Annotated in this window: 11 protein-coding genes; 8 read left to right on the forward strand and 3 right to left on the reverse strand. The window is 68.7% G+C overall.

Going from position 1 to position 14,698, the window contains the following annotated elements:
• The first annotated feature begins 102 nt into the window (after nucleotides 1-102).
• The 5 genes from OHB41_RS46365 (at nucleotide 103) to OHB41_RS46385 (ending at nucleotide 6,626) form a co-directional block, all read left to right on the forward strand.
• Entirely contained in the window at nucleotides 103-1,248 is a 1,146-nt protein-coding gene (locus tag OHB41_RS46365) for a VOC family protein (protein ID WP_266707827.1), read from the forward strand.
• Nucleotides 1,245-2,219: a fumarylacetoacetate hydrolase family protein gene (locus OHB41_RS46370; protein WP_266707829.1), complete on the forward strand. Its 975-nt coding sequence runs from the start codon at nucleotides 1,245-1,247 to the stop codon at nucleotides 2,217-2,219. Before OHB41_RS46365 ends, OHB41_RS46370 begins: the two co-directional genes overlap by 4 nt.
• Nucleotides 2,216-3,829 (forward strand): bifunctional 3-(3-hydroxy-phenyl)propionate/3-hydroxycinnamic acid hydroxylase MhpA, encoded by a 1,614-nt coding sequence (locus tag OHB41_RS46375; protein WP_266707831.1) that lies wholly within the window; start codon nucleotides 2,216-2,218, stop codon nucleotides 3,827-3,829. Before OHB41_RS46370 ends, OHB41_RS46375 begins: the two co-directional genes overlap by 4 nt.
• 16 nt (nucleotides 3,830-3,845) lie before the next feature.
• A complete protein-coding gene (locus OHB41_RS46380) occupies nucleotides 3,846-5,864 on the forward strand; it encodes an acetoacetate--CoA ligase (protein ID WP_266707833.1) in 2,019 nt (672 codons plus the stop codon).
• 144 nt (nucleotides 5,865-6,008) lie between these two features.
• On the forward strand, nucleotides 6,009-6,626 hold the full coding sequence (locus tag OHB41_RS46385) for a malonic semialdehyde reductase (protein WP_526025092.1): 618 nt from the start codon (nucleotides 6,009-6,011) through the stop codon (nucleotides 6,624-6,626).
• 145 nt (nucleotides 6,627-6,771) lie between these two features.
• Here the strand turns inward: OHB41_RS46385 and nicT are convergent, their stop codons facing one another.
• Together nicT and OHB41_RS46395 are read right to left on the reverse strand one after the other, a co-directional pair.
• Complete coding sequence (gene nicT, locus OHB41_RS46390; protein ID WP_266707835.1) at nucleotides 6,772-7,908, reverse strand: Nickel transporter NicT; 1,137 nt, start codon at nucleotides 7,906-7,908, stop codon at nucleotides 6,772-6,774.
• A gap of 405 nt (nucleotides 7,909-8,313) precedes the next feature.
• Complete coding sequence (locus OHB41_RS46395) at nucleotides 8,314-8,883, reverse strand: hypothetical protein (protein WP_266707837.1); 570 nt, start codon at nucleotides 8,881-8,883, stop codon at nucleotides 8,314-8,316.
• 573 nt (nucleotides 8,884-9,456) lie between these two features.
• On the opposite strand from OHB41_RS46395, the gene OHB41_RS46400 reads away from it, so the two are divergent.
• The 3 genes from OHB41_RS46400 (at nucleotide 9,457) to OHB41_RS46410 (ending at nucleotide 12,592) form a co-directional block, all read left to right on the forward strand.
• Nucleotides 9,457-10,086 (forward strand): hypothetical protein, encoded by a 630-nt coding sequence (locus OHB41_RS46400; protein WP_266707839.1) that lies wholly within the window; start codon nucleotides 9,457-9,459, stop codon nucleotides 10,084-10,086.
• A 180-nt stretch (nucleotides 10,087-10,266) separates the two neighbouring features.
• On the forward strand, nucleotides 10,267-11,778 hold the full coding sequence (locus OHB41_RS46405) for an MFS transporter (RefSeq protein ID WP_266707841.1): 1,512 nt from the start codon (nucleotides 10,267-10,269) through the stop codon (nucleotides 11,776-11,778).
• 226 nt (nucleotides 11,779-12,004) lie between these two features.
• Complete coding sequence (locus OHB41_RS46410; RefSeq protein WP_266707843.1) at nucleotides 12,005-12,592, forward strand: TetR/AcrR family transcriptional regulator; 588 nt, start codon at nucleotides 12,005-12,007, stop codon at nucleotides 12,590-12,592.
• 34 nt (nucleotides 12,593-12,626) lie between these two features.
• Here the strand turns inward: OHB41_RS46410 and OHB41_RS46415 are convergent, their stop codons facing one another.
• Nucleotides 12,627-14,240, reverse strand: coding sequence for an IS1182 family transposase (locus OHB41_RS46415; RefSeq protein WP_266707845.1), 1,614 nt, complete (start codon nucleotides 14,238-14,240; stop codon nucleotides 12,627-12,629).
• Nucleotides 14,241-14,698 lie beyond the last annotated feature (458 nt).

Here is a 14,698-nt window from a genome sequence, read left to right on the forward strand (position 1 = left end):
ATTACTGATGAGATCCTCAATTATTTGGCCTCGCTCTATTGACGATGGGTTACGGCAAAGTTGATGATTTCCTCATTACAGCAGTGTTGCTTGGAGGACACCATGTCCCACACCCCCGTTAACAGGGCCGATCCCCAGACGCCCCACCAAGACCTCCACAGTGAGCAGGGCGCCCTGCGCGGTGAGCACCCCGGACGTTCCCGGAATCCCGTGATCAAGGCGGCTGATCTGGCCTGGCTCGAGTTCGAGAAGCCGGACCTGGACCGGGCCGAGGTCTTCGCGCGTGACTTCGGGTTCGCGATCGCCGCCCGCACAGAGGCGGAGCTATGGCTGCGCGGCACCTTCGCGGGCTCACCCTGCATGGTCATCCGGCGGGGGCGTGCGTCCCGGTTCATCGGGCCGGCGTTCCGCGCGGCCGAGCGGGCCGACCTGGACCGGCTGGCCCGAGCCACCGGCAGTACCGTCCGGGACATCGGCGTGCCGGGCGGTGGCCAGGCGGTCGCCCTGCTCGACCCCTCGGGCCTGCCGGTCCGGGTCGTGCACTGCGCCGAGCAGCTGCCCGCGCTGCCCGAGCAGGAGCCGCTGATCCTCAACTTCGGTACCGATCACCGTCGTACGAACATCACCCAGCGTCCGCCCCGTGAGCCGTCCCGTATCCAGCGGCTGGGCCATGTGGTGCTGGAGACACGGGTGTTCGCCCGCACCCTGGACTGGTACCTGGACACCCTCGGGTTGATCGTGTCCGACTTCCTGTTCCTGGACGGGCAGCGCGGGCGCGGGCCGACGATGGCGTTCATCCGGTGCGACCAGGGGAGCGTGGCCGTCGATCACCACACGCTGGCCCTGCACCTGGGGCCCGGCACCGGCTACGTCCACTCGGCCTACCAGGTCACCGACCTCGACTCGATCGCCGCCGGCGGGGAGTACCTGGGCGAGCGCGGCTACCAGCGCAGCTGGGGCATCGGCCGACACATCCAGGGCAGCCAGCTGTTCGACTACTGGCGCGACCCCGACCACTTCATGCTGGAGCACTTCGCCGACGGCGACCTGTTCTCCTGCGACCTGGAGCCCGGCTGGGCACCGATGTCGTCGAGCGGCCTGGCCCAGTGGGGCCCGCCGGTCACCCGCGACTTCCTGGGCGCCAACCCGTCCCCCGCCAAGCTGCGCGAGGTCATGACGGCCCTGCGTGGCGACAACGAACTCGACCCCGCACGCCTGCTGGGCCTGATGAAAGCGATGAGCTCATGAGCACCAATGTTCTGCGCACCACTGGAGGCGCCTCCCGCTCGAGCGAAGCCGAGAGTGGGGGAGGCTGGTGGGTCGTCCGGGACGAGCGCGCCTTCCGCATCGAGACCAAGGCGCTCACCACCGCCGAACTGCTCGCCGACCGGGACGCGGTCCGCGCGGCCGCCGCCTCCGACGGGCCGGGGACACCTGCCGCCGACCTGGTGGCGCTACCCCCGGTCACCACCCCGTGCCGGGTGGTCGCCCAGATGGTCAACTACCGCAGTCACGCCAAGGATTCAGGCTTCACCGGGGACATCCCGCCCACCTTCTTCCGCAAGGCGTCCGGCTCGGTCAGCGGCCCCCATGCCCCGGTCATCCGTCCCGCGCACGTCAATTTTCTCGACTACGAGGTGGAACTCGGCCTCGTCATGGGCGCCCCTCTGCCCGTGGGCACCGTCGTCGAGGAGCAGGACCTGCCGCGCTACGTCGCCGGCCTTGTCCTGACCAACGACGTCAGCGCCCGCGACGTCCAGCTGACCAAGACCCAGTTCTACGAGAGCAAGTCCTATCCGACCTTCACTCCGACGGGTCCGTACCTGACCCTGCTGGAGCCCGAGGACTTCGCCCATCTGCTGAACCTGCGGCTGCGGCTGTCGGTCAACGGCGTGTCACGCCAGGACCGCACGCTGGCCGACATGATCGTACGGCCCGCGCAGGCGCTCACCCTGCTCGCCCGCTTCCAGACCCTCGACCCTGGTGACCTGCTGCTGACGGGCACTCCCGGCGGCACGGCTCTGAAGGCCCCGCCGAAGCTGGCCGAGAAGATCGGTGCGCTGCTGCCGCCCGCACTGAAGTGGAAGGCGTTCTTCAAGGGCCAGGCCAAGAACCCCCGTTATCTGCGCAGCGGTGACCTCATCACCGCCACGATCGCCACCCCGGACGGGCACATCGACCTCGGCGAGCAGCGGACCCCCGTTACGGACGCACCGTGAGTGCCACAGCCCATAGGCCGGTGGTGATCATCGGTGCGGGACCCGTCGGGGTCACGGCCGCCCTCCTGCTCGCCCGGCGCGGAGTGCGCAGCTTGCTCCTCGAACGCCACCGGGACATCTACCCTCTGCCGCGCGCCGTTGTCGTGGACGACGAGATCCGCCGGATCCTGCAGAGCGTCGGTGTCCACGAGGAGTTCGCCGCCCTCGCCCGCCCGGCGCGCGGGCTGCGGCTGCTGGACGCCCGGCGCCGCATGATCGCTGAATTCCCGCGGTCCCTGCACGGGCACCACGGCTTCCCACAGACCAGCATGTTCGACCAGCCCGAGCTGGAACGCCTGTTGCGCGACGCCCTGGCGCGCCGCCCGGAGTGCGAGCTGTGGGGCGGGGTGGAGGTCGTGTCCGTCGCCCAGGACACCGACGGATCGAACGACCCCACGCGTCCGGTCCGGGTCACCTTCCGCCGCGCCGGCAGCGACGAGGAGGAGCACCTGTGGGCCGATGCCGTCCTCGGCTGCGACGGTGCGGGCAGCGTCACCCGCGACGCCATCGGCGCCGTTTGGGAGGACCTGCATTTCGAGGAGAGCTGGCGGGTCATCGACGTGCGCACCAGCCGCCCGGTGCGCACCTGGGAAGGCGCCGAGCAGATCTGCTGCCCCAACCGGCCGGGCACCTTCATGCGCGTCGGTGAGGACCGCTACCGCTGGGAGTTCCGGCTGGCCGACGATCAGCCCCTGGACGGTCCGGACGGATGGGAGCGCTTGCGCCAGTTGGTCGCCCCCTGGGTGGACCTGCCGCCCGATGCCTCGCCGGGCGATGACTTCGAGGTGATCCGCCAGTCCCAGTACACCTTCCGGGCCCGCCTCGCCGACCGGTGGCGCCAGGGGCGCGTCTTCCTGCTGGGCGACGCCGCTCACCTCACCCCGCCCTTCGTCGGGCAGGGTCTGTGCGCGGGCCTGCGTGACGCCCACAACCTCGCCTGGAAACTCGCTCGTGTCCTCCGACAAGGCGCGCCCGAGGAGCTGTTGGACACCTACGAACGCGAGCGCAAGCCGCACGCCCGCCATGTGATCCGAGTCGCGGTCGCCGTCGGCTGGGCCATGACCGGCGGACAGGACCGCGGTGCGGCGCTCCGCCGGGCCGTCGTGGGCACGGCCTGTCGTATCCCCGGCGTGACCGCGGCGGTGGGCCGTGACCTCAGTCCCACCCTGACCACCGGTCCACTCGTACGGCGCCGCCCCAGGTTGACCCGTCGTGTGCTGGCCGGCACCTTCTGCCCGCAGCCCTGGGTACGGCACGACGGCAGGCGAGTGCGCCTCGATGACGTCCTCGGGGACTCCTTCGCCGCCCTGACCGCTGTGCCGCCCACGGCGCCGATGATGGCCGTGGCCACCGCACTGGGCGCCCCGATGATTCACGTGGACGACCTGGGCGACGACGGCACTCTGGCCGGCTGGCTGGCACGCGGCCGGGCCGACGCCGTCCTGCTGCGCCCGGACCGCGTCGTGATGGACACCGTCCAGGCCGGCACCGGCGACTTCACGGACACCGCCACCTGGGCCCCCTTGCTGCACACGGCGAGCCATACCGCCGATGTCCGGCCCGTCCCCTGACGAGGAACACCACACCATGACCAGCCCGCACTCCACGCCGTATACGGAACCCTTCTTCACCCCCGACCCGAGGTCCGCCGCCCGCAGCCGCATCGCGGACTTCGCCCGATGGGTGGTCCAGCACCGGGACGCCGAAGGGATTCAGGACGCCACGGACTACCGAGCCCTGCACCACTGGTCCGTCACCGACCTCGAAGGGTTCTGGGCCGCGGTGTGGGACTACTTCGACATCGACGCGACGACTGAGTACGAGCGGGTGCTGGCCGAGGAGACCATGCCCGGCGCCCGCTGGTTCCCCGGCGCCACCCTCAACTACGCCCATCACGCGCTGCGCAACCTGCAGCCGGACGCTCCAGCGATCACCGCACTGGACGAGACCGGAGCCGGCTATGAGATCACGGGCCGGGAGCTGCGCGCCCGGGTCGCTTCCGTCGCTGCCAGCCTGCGCGACCTCGGCGTCGGACAGGGCGACCGGGTGGTGGGCTACCTGCCCAACACCCCCCACGCCATCGTCGCCTTCCTCGCCACCGCGAGTCTGGGCGCGGTGTGGTCGGTGTGTGGCCAGGACTACGCGCCCAAGGCCGCCGCCGACCGTTTTGCCCAGCTCGAACCCACGGTGCTCATCACGGCGGACGGCTACCTGTTCAACGGCACCACACACGACCGTCGGACCGCCTCGCTCGAACTGGTCCGCGCCCTGCCCACGCTGAAGGCCACGGTGCTCGTGGACCACGTGGGTCTTGCCTGGCCCGAGGGCGGGGACTCGGGGCTGACGGTTGACTGGGAGGACTCGGCTACTCGCGCCGAGTACCTCACCATCGCCCCGGTGCCGTTCGACCACCCTCTGTGGGTGGTGTTCTCCTCCGGCACCACCGGCGTACCCAAGGGCATCGTCCAAGGGCACGGCGGGGTTCTGCTCGAACACCTCAAGATGCTCGGCCTGCAGAGCGATCTGGGCACCGGGGACCGCCTGCTGTGGTACACCACCACCCACTGGATGATGTGGAACCTGGTCGTCTCCACCCTGCTGACCGGTGCCACCACTTGCACCTACGACGGCAGCCCGGCACCGCAGGCGCGCCCGGACATCCTGTGGGAGCTGGCGGCCCGCCACAAGGTCACCCTCTTCGGCACCAGCCCCCAGTACCTGCTGGCCATGGCCAAGCTGGGCATCGAACCCTCCGTGCACGACCTGTCGGCCATCCGCGTCATCGGCTGCACCGGCTCCGCGCTGCCCGCCTCCGCCTACCCCTGGGTCCGCGACCACGTGGGCGCAGGCGTCCAGCTGGCCTCCAGCAGCGGCGGCACGGACGTCGTCTCGGCCTTCGCCGGCAGCGCCACCACGACCCCCGTCTGGGCGGGGCAGCTGTCCGCCCCCGGCCTGGGCGTGGCGCTGGCCGCCTACGGCGAGGCGGGCACCCCTGTCCTCGACCAGGTCGGCGAACTGGTCGTCACCCGCCCCATGCCCTCCATGCCGCTGTATTTCTGGAACGACCCCGACGGCAGCGGCTACCGCGACGCCTACTTCGGCGCCTACCCCGGTGTGTGGCGGCACGGCGACTGGATCACGCTCACGTCGCACGGTTCGGTGATCGTGCACGGCCGCTCCGATGCCACCCTCAACCGCAACGGTGTGCGCCTGGGCAGTGCCGACATCCATGACATCGTCGAACATCTCCCCGAGATCGCCGAGGCCCTCGTCATCGGCGCGGAGGAGCCCGACGGCGGCTACTGGATGCCGCTCTTCGTGGTCCTCGCCGACGGGGTCGGCCTGGACGACTCCCTGCGCGAGAAGATCCGCGACGCGATCCGAGCCGGCGCCTCACCTCGCCACGTCCCCGACGAGATCCTCGCCGTACCGGCGCTCCCGCACACGAAGACCGGCAAGAAACTCGAGGTTCCCGTCAAGCGTCTGCTCCAGGGCGCCCCCGCCGAGCAGGTCCTGAACCCCGCGGCGGTCGACAACCCCGACCTGATCGCCTACTTCGCCCGCCTGGGCGCGGAGCGGAACAGGCGGTCAGCACACAACGCATGACGTCGGCCAGGGGACACAGCCCATGTGACAGCACCGGGTCCTTGTGCCCCGCCCGGCTCCGCAAACCCCGTCCCCACGGGGTGGTGCCGGGGCGGTCAACCCGCCCCGGCACCACACAATCGAAGTAAGAGAGAAATGATGAGCATGACCGACCGCGAACCGCAGGCCCTCGATGTCCTCGACGACGCCGGACGAAAGGTGCTGTTCACCGAGGCCCGCACCGCGAACACCTTCGCCGACGTGGCCGTTGCCGACGACGAACTCGCCATGATCTGGGAACTCGCCCGCTGGTCGCCGAGCGCCGCCAACGGCCAGCCTCTGCGCGTGCTCTTCGTGCGCACCCGCGAGGGCAAGGAGCGACTGGTCGGGCACCTCGACGAGGGCAACAGGGCCAAGACGCTCAGTGCGCCGGCCGTGGCGATCCTGGCGTACGACGTCGACTTCCACGAGCAGATGCCGACCGTCTTCCCCGCTCGCGGCGACATGCTGCGAGCGGCGTTCGCCGACCGGATCGAGACGCGCGAGAGCCTCGCAGCGTACAACTCGGCACTGCAGACCGGGGTTTTCCTGCTCGCGGTCCGCGCGGCGGGGCTCGCGGCCGGTCCCATGGCGGGTTTCGACAAAGCCGGCGTGGACGAGGAGTTCTTCGCCGGTACCAGCTGGCGCTCACATCTTGTGGTCAACATCGGTCACCCCGGTGCCGACCCGTGGTTCCCGCGGCTGCCCCGCGTGCCCGTCGAGCACGCCCTCGCCTGGGCCTGACGGCACTGCCGCCGCCTGGTGGGTGAAAGGTGCCATGCCGTGGGCGCCGGTGCTGTTCTGAGTACCGGCGCCCACTCTTCACCCCAGCCGAGTTGACTGTGACGGACTTCTGCGCCCTCCAGCCGGGCTCACGCATCACTCGCTGTCAGTCGGCCTGTTGCTCGGCGGGCCGCAGCCCGGCGGTCCACTTCTCCTCGACACGGCCGAGCTTCCACACGGCCAGGGCAACAGCCCACGTGGCGAAGAAGAGGCCGACGACGACGAAGCCGAGGGTGTTCAGGTCCAGACCGCTGATCCAGTCCCAGAACGTGCCGTGCAGGCCGGCCTTGTCGGTGAGCGGGCCCAGCAGCTCGGCGGTGCCGATGATCAGCGCGACGGCGACGGACAGGCCGGTGATGGTGAGGTTGTAGTAGACCTTCCGTACCGGCTTGGAAAAGGCCCAGCCGTAGGCGAAGTTCATGAAAGAACCGTCGATGGTGTCCAGCAGGCTCATGCCAGCCGCGAAAAGGACCGGAAGGCAAAGGAGGGCGTACCAGGGCAGGCCGGAGGCGGCTCCGGTGCCGGCCAGCACCAGCAGAGCGACCTCGGTTGCGGTGTCGAAGCCGAGACCGAAGAGCAGTCCGAGCGGATACATCTGCCACGGCTTGGTGATCGACTTCATCACGCGTCCCAACAGGCGGTTGATGAGGCCGCGGTTGTTGAGCTGCTGCTCCAGCACGGCCTCGTCGAAGTGGCCGGACCGCATCTGCCGGAACACCTTCCAGATGCCGGCAAGGACGACGATGTTGATGACCGCGATGAGGTAGAGAAACGTTCCGGAGACGGTCGTGCCGATCAACTCGGTGACGTGGTGCAGCTCGGAGCTGTCCTCACGGACTGGTGCGGCAAGGGATTTGACGCCCAGGGAGAGCAGGAGGGCCAGCACGAACACGACGCTGGAGTGCCCCAGGGAGAACCAGAAGCCGACCGACAGGGGACGTCGGCCCTCGTCCATGAGCTTGCGGGTGGTGTTGTCGATCGCGGCGATGTGGTCGGCGTCGAACGCGTGCCGCATCCCCAGGGTGTAGGCGGTCACCCCGATGCCGATCCCGAAGCCCTTGGTACCCAGGCTGTGGTGTTCCGGGGACACGATCGCCACCAGGGTGAACCACCCGACGACGTGAAGCACGGTGATGAAGGCGGCCATCCCGGCGGCGCGGGCCCACTCGGCACGGCTCATCGAGCCTGATATGCGTTGCCCTCGGGAACGGAGGCCGCCGGTGGCCGTGGGTGCGGCTGTCATGTGCGGTCTTCCCTCGCTTCTGAAAGGAACGTGATCAAGGTGCGCGGACATCGCGGCGCAGCAGCCGTTCTCCCCTCGTCGCCTGCCGCGGCTCTCGTCAGTGCTGCTGCCCACTCCGACGCGCAGACCCGTGAGAGCCCGCCCGGAGGGGTCTTCCGGCCGGACGAGGACGACGCGGCTCTTTCATACGCTGCACGGCATCGCCTCTTCCGTACGCCGCATGGGATGACGACGGGTGCAGGCAGGAGGGCGCCGTTGAGCCCCTCCTGCCTGCCTCCCGGGGTAGCCAGGGGTTGCCGATCCTGAGGTCGGCGTCCGCCGCCCTACCGCCAGCGGTTGTCACGGCGACGTGCACGGTCTGAGCCCACCCGTGCCGACGGCCCCTGCCTCACGGTTGTCTCGGCCTCAGCCGTTGTCGGACCGGTTCGCGTCGTGGCCGTACCACTTCGACGCGTGGTCGTATCGGTCCCAGGCACGGTCGTACCGGTTCGAATCACGGTCGTACCGGTTCGAGTCACGGTCGTGTCGGCCCCAGTCATGGTCGTACCGCTTCGAGGCGCAGTCGTGCCGCTTCGACGCGTGGTCGTATCGGTCCCAGGCACGGTCGTACCGGTTCGAATCACGGCTGTTTCGGTCCCAGTCGTAGCCGTGGTTCCTGTCGTACTTCCAGCTGCGGTCCTCGTCGCCCCAGCAGTAGAAGTGACCGCGGCGGTCGTACCGGTCCCAGGCGGTGAAGCGGTCGCTGTGCTGTCGGGTGCTGTATCCGTCCCGGCGGTAGTCCTTCTCGGAGTCGTGCCGGTAGGCGACACCGCGTTCCCCGCGATAGTCGCCGGCCTTGGCACTGACGGCCGGGCGCTGCACGTGCGCAGACCCAGGAACCGCGGCCGAGGCGGTGCCCCCAGCGCCGAGAATGGCGCCACCCGCGACCGCCGCGGAGGCGGCAGCGAGAGAAATGCGCTTCGTGAGCTTCCTCATGGTTATCTCCTTCGTGTTGGCGTCGTCCGCAAACCCAGCGATTGCTGTGCATGTGATGCGGTGCGCCCCATCTATGTCGAAGCCGTATCGGCGAGTTCACCCCTCGTGAGGGCGCAGCCGACGGCCATCTGCGGAATGGAGGTCACAGGTTCGGTGGCACTCCGCCCTTTTCCATACGCCGTATGGAACTTCAGTGATATCAGAGAATGTCCATAAATGTCGAACACGGGGGATCGCGGCGCCGAGGTGCAGCTCGCGGGATCTGGTCGCGGCCTGAGGGATCCGGCCCGCTGAGCCGTCAAGTGACTTGGGGCCCATCGGGACTCCCTACCGATGCCGCCCCCGGTCGGTACACCGAGGGGGACTCGCGAACGCCAGGGCCACCTACCCCCGTGGCCGTATGCGGGCTGAGCCGTTGTGGCACAGGTCACTATGAGACAAGTTGACTCATAGACTCACTGTGAGTCAATCTGTCTCACATCGGGATCGTGGAAACGCAGATCCCGCTCCTACCAGCAGATGTCGCCAATGCCACGGCATTCGCGCACAGGGTCTCTCACGGAAGAGGAAGTCATGAACGCTACGGTCACGAAGAAGGCGGGCAAGGGCGCCACCGACGGTGTCGTTTCAGAGATGGCCACGTACTTCCACATCAAGCCGGGACACGAACAGGAGTGCGCGGCGGCCTGCCAGCGGATGGTCGAAGCCCTGAAGCAGGCCCCCATGGCCGCCACCATCAAGACCGGTCTGCGCGACACCCGCCACGTGATCTTCAACAACGGCACGGAGCTGCTGTGGGCCACCACTTTCGAGACCGAGTGGGTGCCCTATATCGACGACGCGTTCCTGACCGTCGGCTTCGAGCACTTCGTGGACTGGATGCAGCACACCACCGAGTGGGACACCAAGATCGCCCCGTGGATCGAGAAGTCCGGCGGCCTAGAGTCGCTCACCGGCGACAAGACACGCGAAGGCTTCGACGAGCACATCATCGCGAACATGGCAGGCATGAGGTGGATCCTGCAGGACGGCCAGCAGAAGGCCACCGCCTACTGGAACCCGGTCAGCTCCCTGACGATGTCGGAGATCACCAAGGCCGAGCGGATCAACGCCGCCTTCCAGGAAGTCCTGGACGACCCCGCCGCCGAGGAAGCCCTCCAGCACCCGGCCCTCCAGCCCCTGCTCGCCCAAGCCGCCAGCTGACCCACCCCACACCCCGGAGGAAGCGCCAACCCCTCCGGGGCCTTCACCGCTAGTCAAACTGGAGCACCCGCGCGACCCGTTCACCGAAGCGGCCACGCCGTCCCGCAGCCCTACCTGATCACTCCGCCTGTCCCTTTCTCTTTCCGCCACACCCCATCCGCCGCCTGGAGGGCTGTCCCCATGTCGCAGAACACCGTCGCCGCCGCTCGCGGCGCTGAGACCACACCGGAGAAGGTGCCTGTCGACCCGTCACACGGGCGCCGCTGGTGGATCCTGATGGTCATCTCCCTGTCCATGCTGATGGGTGTGCTCGACGGCACCATCGTGAACATCGCCCTGCCGTCCGCCCAGCGCGACCTGGGCTTCTCGGACGCCGACCGGCAGTGGGTGGTCACCGCATACGCTCTGGCCTTCGGCAGCCTGTTGCTGCTCGGCGGCCGGATCGCGGACCTGGTCGGGCAGAAGGTGACCTTCCTGGTGGGTCTGGTCGGCTTCGCGGCCGCTTCCATGGTGGGAGGCGCGGCGAACGGGTTCCTCATGCTCGTCGCAGCGCGCGCAGTGCAGGGTGGGTTCGCCGCCCTGCTGGCACCGTCCGCGCTGTCGATCCTGATGACCACCTTCACCGAGCCGCGCGAGCGGGCGAAGGCCTTCACCGTCGCGGGTTCGGTCTCCGGTGCGGGCGGAGCCGTCGGCCTGATCCTCGGCGGCGTACTGACCGAGTACCTGGACTGGCGCTGGACCATGTATGTCAACGTGGTCTTCGCGGTGGTGGCGTTCGTCGGCGGCGTAGCCCTGCTGCACCGCGCTCCGCGCAACACGTCCTCGAAGCTCGACGTTCCCGGCACCCTACTGGTCTCCGCCGGCCTGTTCTGCCTGGTCTACGGCTTCTCGAACGCCGAGACGCACGGCTGGGGGTCGGCATCGACCTGGGGGATGCTCGCGGCCGGCACCGTCCTGGTGGCCCTCTTCGTCTGGCGGCAGAACAAGGCGGCATATCCCCTGCTGCCCCTGCGGGTCCTGCTGGACCGCAACCGCGGCGCCTCCTTCGCCGCCCTTTTCGTCAGCGGCGCGGGCATGTTCGGCGTGTTCCTGTTCCTGACCTACTACCTTCAGCAGAACCTCGGTTTCAGCGCCCTGAAGACCGGCTTCGCCTTCCTGCCCATGATCGTGGCATCGTCGACCGCCTCAGCCGTGGCCAACAACGTCGTGGTGCCGCGCACAGGCCCCAAGCCGGTGGTACCGCTGGGCATGGCCGTCGCGGCCGCCGGCATGGTCTGGATGACCACGCTGGACATGAACAGCGGATACCTGACGGAGGTACTGCCCCAACTGCTGCTCGTCGGCGTCGGGTTGGGCACGGTCGTCGCGCCCGCGATGAGCCTGGCCACCTCCGGCGTGGCCGCCGCCGACGCCGGTGCGGCGTCCGCCGCCGTCAACACCGTCCAGCAGGTCGGCGGGTCCATCGGCGTCGCCCTGCTCAGCACGATGGCCGCCGACGCCGTCACCGAACACCTCTCCGGCCGCAACCCCAAGGACCCCGCCGTCCTGGCCCAGGCCGGCCTCGAGGGCTACTCCACCGCCTACTGGTGGTCGGCAGGCTTCTTCCTCACCGGCCTGGTCGCGACCGCCCTGCTCTACCGTCGCGGTGCGCCCCAGCAGGACGAGAACGCCGCACCTCTCGTCCACATGTGACCGGCGGACGGATCTGTCCGAGAGCAGCGCAGGCCCCGCCGCAGTCATCTGCTGCGACAGCTGCCGTGCACGAGGAATCAAAAGGGGGAAGTGTCCAGGTACTTTTGACGGGGCAGCCCAGGAAGGTCGTGCAGATTTTGCTGGCCTACCAGCTACCCCTTCACCCCTCTGAGACAGAATGTCCTACTAAGCTAAATCGCACTGTCTCACAGAAGGGAACAGAGGGGTGGAAGACAGAACCGATCCGCGTCTGTTGCGCAGTCGTGAAGCCATGGTCTCGGCGGCCACCGCACTGCTTACGGAAGGCGGGCTGGAGGCCGTGACGCATCAAGCGGTGGCCGCACGTGCCGGTGTTGGCAGAGCCACCGTCTATCGGCACTGGCCCTATCTTCTCGACCTCCGCCTGGCCGCGCTGGAAGCCGGCATGCCACCTCTCCCCCCCATGCCTGAGGAGGTTCGGGCCGCCTCGGGCAATGATCCGAGAGCGGAGCTCGTTCACCGCCTGGGCGTGCTTGCCGAGCGGTGGGACGACGAGCAGGCAGGTGCCGTCCTTGCTGCGGTCCTCGGCGGCTCCCGGCACGACGAAGGCATGCGCCGCCTACGGGAGTCACTGCTGAAGCAGATCGCCGATGCCCTGCGTCCCGCTGTTGCCGAGGCCGTGGAGCGCGGCCAGCTCCGGCCGGACGTCACCCCCGAGACTTTTGCCATGGCCACCGCGGGTCCCCTGTTCTTCGAGCGCTTTCTCGCAGGGAACCGTCTTGGGCGTGACACCGTGGACGCCGTCGTGGATGCCGCCATGCGGGGCTGGTCCTAGCTTGACTCTGTCGGGGATCTTGGTGTCGCCGGGGTCAGCTGCCCAGAGTCCGCCAGGACTTCGGCCGGGGTATCTCACGCTGGTCGAGATAGTTTTGGAAGGCAGTCGGCCGGCGAGGCATGGGGATTTCCTCGGTCGGTGGCAGTCCGCTGAGGCGCTCGATGTTGACGGCGATGGCCGTCAGGATGTGCTGGATGTGGGCCTTTCCTTGTCCTCGGTAGCGACAGCGTCGCATGCCGTGTCCGTGGGCGAGCTCGTTGACCGTGCTCTCTACTCCTGAGCGGACCGCGTAGCGGGCCTTCCACTCCGGCGACTGTTGTTCAGTGCGGACGCGGAGTTGCAGATCGCGGAGCTCTTGCGGGGGAAATCCCACGGTGCGGGCGTTGTCGGCGGTGCTGGTGCACTGGGTGCGGGTCGGGCAGGGGCGGCACTGGCTTTTGGTGAACCGTGCCACGATCAGCGGGGCGGCAGTGGGTGAGGAGGTCGGGTAGGGGCCGTGCCAGCCCACGCTGACCTGTCCCTGGGGGCAGGTGACCTGCTGCCTGTCGTAGTCGATGTGGAAATCATCCCGGGCGAAGCCCTCGTTCCGGCGGTGCTGGCGGGTGGGGTTGCTCTTCAGCGGCCCGGAGACGGTGACCTGGTGTTCGCGGGCGGCTTGTTCCAGATGGGGCAGGGAGGTGTAGCCGGCGTCGACCAGGTGCTCGGCGGGCAGCAGCCCGCGGCGGGCCAGGCGGGTGTGGACGCCGGGCAGGACCTGGCTGTCGTGGGTGGTGGCCGCAGTGGTGGCCACGTCCGTGATCACGTTCGGGCTGTCGGGAGCACAGGTCTCGGTCAGATGCGCGGAGAACCCCTTCCAACTGATGATGTGTCCATGTCGCGCGTAGCGGGCCGAGGTGTCGTAGGGGGAGACGATGGCCCGGGACGAGGGCGGCAGTCCGGGCCCGCCTTCCTTCTCGGCGGTGCGCCAGCGCAGGTGCCCTGCGGCATCCCGGTGGTAGTTCTGCACCATGATCTGGCGCAGGGCCTGCACGCGAGGACCGGACGTGTGGTCCGCTCTGTGCCGGTCGAGGTGTTCCAGGAGCCGGACGGCGTCGTTCCCGGTGGCAAGGATCCTGGTCTTGGGCTTGGTGGGGTTCTTGCCCAGGCGGACCGGCCTGCCGTAGCGGAGCCCCCAGCCCTCATCGACCAGCTCGTCCAACAGGTGAGGGAACATGCCGGCGACTTCTTCGAGTGCGGCGCGGACCGCCTCGGTGATCAGCTCCAGCCGGGTCAAGTCCCGCACTGCGGCCAGGACATGGGTGGAGTCGGTGCGCTGCGTGGTGCGCTCGCGCACCAGCCCGGCCTCCTTGAGACGGGTCAGTACGAGGTCGAGGAGGCGGTCAGCACGGTCGCCCTCGGCAAGACGATCACGGAAATCGGCCAGCACGCTGTGGTGGAAACCGGGATCGTCCAGCTGCATGGCCATGGCGTACTTGAAGTCAATGCGGCAGCGGACCGCCTCGGCGGCCTGCCGGTCCGAAAGGCCGAGCAGGAACTGCAGCACACAGACGGTGGCAAGTTGAGCGGGCGAGAGACCCGGACGCCCGTCCCGCGGGTACCAGTCGGCGAAGTCCTCGTCATGCCACAGCCCGTCCAGCCGGTCACGCACCCATATCGCTGTCGTGCCGCCCGGGTTGCTCGCCCGCGCGATCTGCGCAGTCAGAGGCGGGACTTGCTCACCGGAACGGGGGCGAAGGGACAACGGGCACCTCGACAGCTTCGTCGGCCTGAACTACCCGAGCATGCCCGTTGACCATGCTGCTGCACCGGGAAACTCCAAGATCCCCGACAGAGTCAAGCTAGGGCGTGTTGCGAAAGTCCCGCCTGCCTCGCGGCGCCTGGCAGGCGGGACTTTCGCAACACGACCTAGCGTCGTCGAGTCCCCGGCGCGGCTGGACGTCCGCCGTTCGGCCGGGGCTGATCAGGGTGACAGGCCCTTCGCACCCATGAACATCTGCGAGGCCCTGTCACCCCTGGGTTCCCCGCTTCGTTACCTAGCTGGCAGTCGGCCGAACCCGGCGACGCGAACCGATCGGCCCGCAGGCTGGTGCGGGCGCCACCGGTCCG

The sequence above is a fragment of the Streptomyces sp. NBC_01571 genome, from assembly GCF_026339875.1.
In the GTDB taxonomy this organism is placed as follows: Bacteria; Actinomycetota; Actinomycetes; order Streptomycetales; family Streptomycetaceae; genus Streptomyces.

Bases quoted from the DNA above. Each gene is read 5' to 3' on its own strand.
- OHB41_RS46380 (WP_266707833.1), top strand. From the start codon at position 3,846: ATGACCAGCCCGCACTCCACGCCGTATACGGAACCCTTCTTCACCCCC.
- OHB41_RS46365 (WP_266707827.1), top strand. From the start codon at position 103: ATGTCCCACACCCCCGTTAACAGGGCCGATCCCCAGACGCCCCACCAA.
- OHB41_RS46405 (WP_266707841.1), top strand. From the start codon at position 10,267: ATGTCGCAGAACACCGTCGCCGCCGCTCGCGGCGCTGAGACCACACCG.
- OHB41_RS46395 (WP_266707837.1), bottom strand. From the start codon at position 8,883: ATGAGGAAGCTCACGAAGCGCATTTCTCTCGCTGCCGCCTCCGCGGCG.
- OHB41_RS46400 (WP_266707839.1), top strand. From the start codon at position 9,457: ATGAACGCTACGGTCACGAAGAAGGCGGGCAAGGGCGCCACCGACGGT.
- nicT (WP_266707835.1), bottom strand. From the start codon at position 7,908: ATGACAGCCGCACCCACGGCCACCGGCGGCCTCCGTTCCCGAGGGCAA.
- OHB41_RS46385 (WP_526025092.1), top strand. From the start codon at position 6,009: ATGACCGACCGCGAACCGCAGGCCCTCGATGTCCTCGACGACGCCGGA.
- OHB41_RS46370 (WP_266707829.1), top strand. From the start codon at position 1,245: ATGAGCACCAATGTTCTGCGCACCACTGGAGGCGCCTCCCGCTCGAGC.